The 6,759-nt window shown below is 68.2% G+C and carries 9 protein-coding genes and 1 pseudogene; 7 read left to right on the forward strand and 3 right to left on the reverse strand.

The window, feature by feature from the left end; translation table 11 throughout:
- Positions 1-2 precede the first annotated feature (2 nt).
- Complete coding sequence (gene nudC / locus V9G04_16615) at positions 3-914, forward strand: NAD(+) diphosphatase (GenBank protein MEI2714864.1); 912 nt, start codon at positions 3-5, stop codon at positions 912-914.
- Between the two features lie 19 nt (positions 915-933).
- Here the strand turns inward: nudC and V9G04_16620 are convergent, their stop codons facing one another.
- Positions 934-1,176 (reverse strand): mycoredoxin, encoded by a 243-nt coding sequence (locus tag V9G04_16620; GenBank protein MEI2714865.1) that lies wholly within the window; start codon positions 1,174-1,176, stop codon positions 934-936.
- A gap of 60 nt (positions 1,177-1,236) precedes the next feature.
- Between V9G04_16620 and V9G04_16625 the strand changes: the two genes are divergently transcribed.
- From V9G04_16625 to V9G04_16645, 5 genes are all read left to right on the forward strand, one after another.
- A complete protein-coding gene (locus tag V9G04_16625; GenBank protein MEI2714866.1) occupies positions 1,237-3,297 on the forward strand; it encodes an ATP-dependent DNA helicase UvrD2 in 2,061 nt (686 codons plus the stop codon).
- 124 nt (positions 3,298-3,421) lie between these two features.
- Positions 3,422-3,574 carry a hypothetical protein gene (locus tag V9G04_16630; protein MEI2714867.1) on the forward strand — a complete coding sequence of 51 codons (153 nt, stop codon included), beginning with the start codon at positions 3,422-3,424 and terminating at the stop codon, positions 3,572-3,574.
- A gap of 108 nt (positions 3,575-3,682) precedes the next feature.
- The gene (locus tag V9G04_16635; protein MEI2714868.1) at positions 3,683-4,021 is read left to right on the forward strand and encodes a WhiB family transcriptional regulator; all 339 of its coding nucleotides are present in this window, start codon (positions 3,683-3,685) and stop codon (positions 4,019-4,021) included.
- A gap of 64 nt (positions 4,022-4,085) precedes the next feature.
- On the forward strand, positions 4,086-4,250 hold the full coding sequence (locus V9G04_16640) for a hypothetical protein (GenBank protein ID MEI2714869.1): 165 nt from the start codon (positions 4,086-4,088) through the stop codon (positions 4,248-4,250).
- A gap of 91 nt (positions 4,251-4,341) precedes the next feature.
- A complete protein-coding gene (locus tag V9G04_16645) occupies positions 4,342-4,500 on the forward strand; it encodes a hypothetical protein (GenBank protein MEI2714870.1) in 159 nt (52 codons plus the stop codon).
- Between the two features lie 5 nt (positions 4,501-4,505).
- Here the strand turns inward: V9G04_16645 and V9G04_16650 are convergent, their stop codons facing one another.
- Together V9G04_16650 and V9G04_16655 are read right to left on the reverse strand one after the other, a co-directional pair.
- Positions 4,506-5,387, reverse strand: coding sequence for a hypothetical protein (locus V9G04_16650; protein ID MEI2714871.1), 882 nt, complete (start codon positions 5,385-5,387; stop codon positions 4,506-4,508).
- A gap of 144 nt (positions 5,388-5,531) precedes the next feature.
- Positions 5,532-5,691: pseudogene (locus tag V9G04_16655) on the reverse strand (DUF5679 domain-containing protein).
- A 508-nt stretch (positions 5,692-6,199) separates the two neighbouring features.
- On the opposite strand from V9G04_16655, the gene V9G04_16660 reads away from it, so the two are divergent.
- Positions 6,200-6,759: PHP domain-containing protein (locus tag V9G04_16660; protein ID MEI2714872.1), on the forward strand; the 560-nt coding region annotated here is incomplete at its 3' end.

The raw sequence follows: 6,759 nt of genomic DNA on the forward strand, positions 1-6,759 counted from the left end.
ACGTGAGCGATCGCGACCTCCCGCATGTGGCCTTGTCAATCCATGCCCACAATCGTGAGGGCCTGCATCGCACCGACGAGGCATGGCTCGCCGGGCGCTGGAACGACCCGGCCACCCAGGTGCTGGTCCTGTCGGGCACTCGGGTGCGTCCCGTCGACGGGAGGATCGCCTGGGTGCCGCCTCATGAGGCGCCGCCTGGTCGGCGGATCCTGTTGGGGCAGCGTGACGACGTGACCCGCTTCGCCGTCGTCGTCGAGAGAGCCCAAGCCCCTGGCTCTGCTGAGGAGTGGGTGCCGTTGCGCGCAATGCTGCCCGCGATCGCATCGGCTGCGGCCGATCAGGCTCCTTGGCTCTTCCACGCCGTGGGTCTGGCCGAGTGGCACCACACCACCCGGCACTGTCCACGGTGCGCCGGGTCGCTGATCTCCGCCGCGGCCGGGCACGAGTTGCGCTGCACCGAGTGCGGCCGTTCTCAGTTCCCACGGACGGACCCCGCCGTGATCATGGCGATCACACATCCCGACGACGACGCGCTGCTGCTGGGGCGCCAGCGCGTGTGGCCGCCCGGAAGATGGTCGACCCTGGCTGGCTTCTGTGAGCCCGGCGAGACTCTGGAGGACGCTGTCCGGCGTGAGGTTGCCGAAGAGACCGACGTACGTGTCGGGGATGCTCGCTACTTCGGGAGCCAGCCGTGGCCGTTCCCGTGCAGCCTGATGCTGGGGTTCACCGGTGTGGCGACTAGTCGCGAGATCGAGGTCGACGGGGCCGAGATCGAACAGGCGCAGTGGTGGACGCGGGAGGCGTTCATAGCCGCCGCCGAGGCGGGGAGAGCTGGAGGTTCCCCGCGGGGTCTCGATCAGTTCGTCACTGATCGAGGACTGGCTCGGCGAGCCGATCCGTCACGGATGGGGTGAGCGCAAGTCGCGCTGACGTTCAGGCCAGCTCGGCCAGCTTGTTCTTGACCTGAGCCAGACTCGGATTGGTCATGGCGGCGCCGTCGCTGAAGACCAGAGTCGGCACCGTCAGGTTGCCCTTGTTGACCTTGGCGACGATGTCGGCGGCCTCCGGCACCTGCTCGATGTCGACGACCTCGCACTCGATGCCCTCGCGGTTGAGTTGGGCCTTGAGACGGTGGCAATAGCCGCACCAGGGCGTCGAATACATCGTGAACGTCATGACGACAGCCTACGAGCGGGCTCGTGCGTGAGTGTCCCCGGTCGCGTCTAGGGTCGGAGCATGCCCGATCCCGCCGCACTGCTCGCTCCGCTCGATCCCGAGCAGCGTCAGGTCGCGGAGGCGTTGCGTGGTCCCGTACGCGTGTTGGCCGGTGCCGGCACCGGCAAGACCCGGGCGATCACGCACCGCATCGCCTACGGCGTCGCGACCGGGGTGTATGCGCCTACCGAAGTGCTGGCCGTGACGTTCACGACCCGAGCCGCAGGTGAGATGCGCGAGCGACTGCGGGCGTTGGGTGTCTCGGGCGTTCAGGCCAGGACCTTCCATTCCGCCGCCCTGCGTCAGCTCAGGTATTTCTGGCCGCGATTGCGCGGTGGTGCGGATCTGCCGCAGCTGACCGAGTCCAAACTGGCGATGCTCGCGCTGGCTGCACGTCGGCTGCGCGAGACGGTCGAGCAGGCGGACCTGCGCGACCTGGCCTCCGAGATCGAGTGGGCCAAGGTGTCCAATGTGGTCCCCTCGGACTACCCGGTCCGCGCCGACAAGGCCGGACGCGAGGTGGCGCGATTCGACCCGGACACCATCGGCCGGCTCTTCGAGGCGTACGAGCAGGTCAAGGCCGAGCAGGGCCGGATGGATATGGAGGATGTGCTCCTCCTCGACGCCGGGATGCTGAGCGAGGACGAGCGGGTCGCGGCCACGATCCGCCAGCAGTACAAATGGTTCGTCGTCGACGAGTTCCAAGACGTCAGCCCGCTGCAGTCGGCGCTGTTGGATCTGTGGCTGGGTGGGCGCGACGAGATCTGCGTCGTGGGTGATCCGGCGCAGACCATCTATTCGTTCGCCGGAGCTGACGCCGACTATTTGCGTCGTTTCCCGGTGAAGTTTCCGAGCGCGACCTCCCTGGAGTTGGTGCGCAACTACCGCTCCACACCCGAGATCGTCGCGGGTGCCAACGCGCTGCTGGCCGGCACGACCAGCGCCGGGGTGACCTTGAGTGCGCAGCGTCCGTCGGGAGCGGCGGTGGCCCACCGGGCGTACGCCGACGAGCCGGCCGAGGCCGCTGGTGTCGCGGACGAGATCACGCGACTGGTCTCGTCAGGTGTCCCCGCGCACGAGATCGCGGTGCTGTTCCGGATCAACGCGCAGTCGGAGTCGTTCGAGGAGGCCTTGGCTGAGCGTGGGGTGTCTTATGTCGTGCGAGGTGCGGCCAGATTCTTCGAGCGTCCCGAGGTGCGGCAAGCGGTGACCCTGCTCCGCGGCGCCGCGCACGGCGGTGGCCCCGACGACGTCGCGGAGACAGTTCGCGCCACCCTTGCCGGACTGGGGTGGACCACAGAGGCGCCGACGGCGCGAGGGCAGGTGCGTGATCGCTGGGAGTCCTGGCAGGCGCTCGCGGAACTCGCGACCGACTTCGTCACCGCCCACCCTGACGGCGGTCTGGGTGACCTGGTGGGCGATCTCGACCGGCGCGCTGCCGAACAACACGCCCCCACCGCCGGGGGAGTCACTCTCGCGACGCTGCACGCCGCCAAGGGTCTGGAGTGGGACGCGGTGTTCGTCACCGGCCTCCAGGACGGCACCTTGCCGATCACCTACGCCGAGACCCCGACCGAGATCGAGGAGGAGCGGCGGCTGCTCTACGTCGGGGTGACGCGAGCCAGGCTGCACCTGTCGTTGTCGTGGGCCAGGGCACGACAGCCGGGCGGGCGTCAGTCGCGCAAGCCCACGCGGTTCCTGCCCGTGCTCGACACCGCGGGCGGGCGCGCGGGCGTACGCAAGGGTGCGGCGGCCAGATCCAAGGGGGCGGTGACCTGCCGGGAGTGTGGAGCGCGACTGGCCACCGGTCAGGAGAAGAAGCTCGGGCGTTGTGGTGACTGCCCTGCAGCCTATGACGAGGCCCTATTCGAACGGCTGCGGGCCTGGCGGCTGGCCACGGCGACGGCTGAGAAGGTGCCCGCGTACGTCGTCTTCACCGATGCCACGTTGCAGTTGGTGGCCGAGCACCTGCCTCGCACCGAGCCCGAGCTGCTGAAGATCAGCGGGATCGGTCGGGCCAAGCTGGACAAGTACGGAGACGACCTCCTGGAGGTCCTTGCCGGCCCCCAGACAGACCTCTGAAAAAGATCCGCAATAAATGAGTTGCGCCGTTCGCGCGGGTGTCCGCTACTGTTCTCGAACGCACTGACCTGCGCATCAGGAGCCTGACAAGCTCCGCGCCCGACCCACTGAGGAGGTGGACCACATGATGACGAACACGATCTCTCGCAACCGGGGCATCGCCATGTCCACGCTGGCCACCTTCGGTGTTGCGGCGCGTCTTCGCAAGGACGCGAACGCCACCGTCCCGGCCACGGGTTGCTTCCCGGGGGCTTCTGCCTGGAGCCCGCCGATCTAGGTCCACACCACCACGATCGGCACCTCCAGGCCGCGAACCCTCACCACGGGATTCGCGGCCTTGTTGTATTTCCAGTCCTCGATCAGGTCAGAAAAGGAGGTGACACACATGACCATCAGCGTTCTCGACCGCCCCGAATGCGCTCAGACCACCGAACACTCTCTCGGCGGACTGCACCAAGCGGCCGGTCGGGCCGACGACCAGGATCTGCCGTGCCGGAGCAACAACCCGGAGCTGTGGTTCGCCGAGTCGCCGTCCGACGTGGAGTTCGCCAAGGCGTTGTGCCAGGAATGCCCGGTGCGCTCGCTCTGTCTCGACGGCGCCCTCGACCGAGGGGAGCCGTGGGGTGTGTGGGGCGGCGAACTGTTCTTGCAAGGCGTCGTGATCCCGCGCAAGCGCCCTCGCGGTCGTCCTCGCAAGGACGACCCCTATCGCAGCGTCGCGTGATCTCCTGCGGCCGGTTGCCCTCTCAAGTCCTGAAGTTCCTCTTTCTCATCGAACGGATATCGACATGTCCTACTACCTCGCCCAAGAGCAGGCGCGAGCCGAGATGCGTGAGCGTCTCGGCTCGGCACGCCACCGGCGTCGTGGCCACCAACTGGTCATGGCCCGGCGGCTGGGTCGCAAGGCCGAAGAGGCCGCACAACAGGCCCGGCTGGCGCTGGCCCGGCTGTGACGCCGAGTCGGCGCCCCACGCCTGCACCTGACGATCGGGGCCGGTTCACTGTTTCGGGCAGTGGCCGGCCCCGATTGCTTATGCTGACCCGGTGGTCACCTGCGACTTCTGCGGCCGGCAGGCCGAACCCGAGCGGACCCTGACCTGGACCCTCTCGGTCGAGAACGGCCGTACCAAGCGTTTCTGCGACACCTGCTCGCGCGAGAATCTGCGCGCGATGGAGGGAAAACTCGACAGTGAGCATTGGTGAGCGGGTCAGCCCGCCTCCAGGTCGGCCCAGGTGCAACCACAAGCAGGGTGTCGAGGCCACGGCCGCGGGCTGAGATCGAGGTCGTGATCCACCCGGATCGTCGCTGACCAGGTCGGCACCGGTGCCCCCTCGACCCACGCCGTCACCTGGGCGACCGCCAATGCCACCGCCAACTGGGTCAACGTCGGATCGGCTGGACTCGGCAGGTCGCGCGGGTCGTGACAACGCGCCGACTGCTCGACCAGCAGCGGCCATCGCGGGTCGCGGTCAGCGACGCTGTGATCCACGCACCGCTGGCACGCAGTCACGCCCGGATCGACGAAGGGACCGAGCAGCCAGGCCCCTTGATGCAAGACCACCGGCAGGTGAGGGATGTCCTCGCGCATCAGGCGATCGGTGCGGGTGCGACTGAACTGACCATCGCTGACCAGGACGACCACACTCGGTCGAGGGCGGGTGGGTTTGGCGCACATCCCGGCGCGCGACAGCGCAGCGCGAAGTGCGTCGGCGTGGAACAGTGCGTCTCGCCCGTGCGTACGCACCTCGACCTGGGCTTCCTCCCGGGCCCATGCGAAGGCGGCGGCGTTCCCGCCGGCGCGCGCAGCCAACGCCGCCGCCTGCTGTTGTCCGGGGCGGTCGGACGGCAACAGATCCTCCAAGACGCTGCGACGGATGAGCAGTCCGGCGTCGACCAGACGCGAAAGTGCCTCGGACGGGGGCACCGGCTCGCCGAGAGCCAACGCCTGCAAGAGCGTGCGGACCGCGGCGGAATCCGGGAGTGCCAGGCGTGCGCCCGGTGGCAGGCCGACCTGCCACTGCGTGGGTGAGCGGCGTACGACTCGCACACCCGGTCGCAGCAACCAACTGTTCGACGCTGGTGAGGTCATGGCGCGAGAGCATGCCACCCAGGCACCCTGCCCGGACGGGTTCTCCACAGGTGGCTCGCCGCCCGCGGGGAAATGGCCGACGGCGGCGCCTCTTGCGAGACGCCGCCGTCGTTGGTCGCTTCGCGACCGAGCCTAGGGTGTTGCTCAGGCCTTGCCGAGGATGCGGTTCAGGTTGGTGCCGCACTCGGGGCAGACAGCCTTGGCCATCTTGGTGCCCTTGTCGTTCACGCGCGACCTCGCCCTCAGCCTCGCGCTTGGCCTTGCACTTCACGCAGTAGAACTCGCCGCTCCAGGTCTCCGCCATGACGGCCTCCTTGCTATCGATCTTTGTGGTCGTCGCGACGGGGTTTCATTGGGGGAAGCCCGCCGGGTTCCGGCGATCGACACGGCGTGTCGACCACGAGGGAACACAGAAACCCTACGGCACGGCTGAGCGTGAATCACGCAGGCGCCCCGCTCACGGGCGCGTCGTGCCGACCGGGCGAGCGCCTTCGGAGACGGTGAAGGGGCCTGCCCGACCCGGTTGACGTTTGCCTTCCCCTTGCGAACGTCTCGTGGTCGAGCTGGCCCCGACGGATCCCACGCTAGGAGGGGGTGCCGCCGCCGGTCAACGCGAGCGACGCGGTGCCTGTGGAAAACGTGTGGAGAAGGCTGGGGACCACGCGGCCGAACGTCGCGAGCGCTGTGGAGAACCAACCGTCAGGATCTGATTCTCCTGTGGAGTCGACGCGCTCACGGACCGCGCGGACGGCCGCTGACCTGCCTTGATGGTCGTCACCAGGCTGTGGACGGGAAAAACGTAGGCTGTGCCGGTGAGTTCTGATCCGTACGACGCCACGCCGGTCGCCGCGTTGCGGCGGATCGCCTTCTTGATGGAGCGCCAACGCGAGGAATCTCGCCGGATCGAGGCCTTCCGCAACGCCGCGCGGGTGATCTTGCCGCTGGACACGGACGAAGTGGCCGCGCGCGCCGCGGGCGGCACCCTGACCCAGTTGGCCGGGATCGGGCCGAGCACGGCAGCCGTCATTGCCGATGTCGTAGCCGGTCGAGTGCCTGATCGGCTCTCCAAACTGGAGCAGACCGCCGGGCCGTTGGCTCCCGGAGGGCGAGAGTTGCGCGCGAAACTGCGCGGAGATCTGCACTCCCACTCGGACTGGTCCGATGGTGGCTCGCCGATCGAGGAGATGGCGTTCACGGCGCTGGAACTGGGTCACGAATACCTCGTACTGACCGACCACTCGCCGCGGCTCAAGGTCGCCCGCGGACTCAGCGCCGAGCGTCTGGCCCGACAACTCGACGTCATCGAGGCCGTCAACGACCATCTGGACGGAGGCTTCACGTTGCTCAAGGGCATCGAGGTCGACATCCTCGA

The organism is Nocardioides sp. (assembly GCA_037045645.1).
GTDB lineage: Bacteria > Actinomycetota > Actinomycetes > Propionibacteriales > Nocardioidaceae > Nocardioides.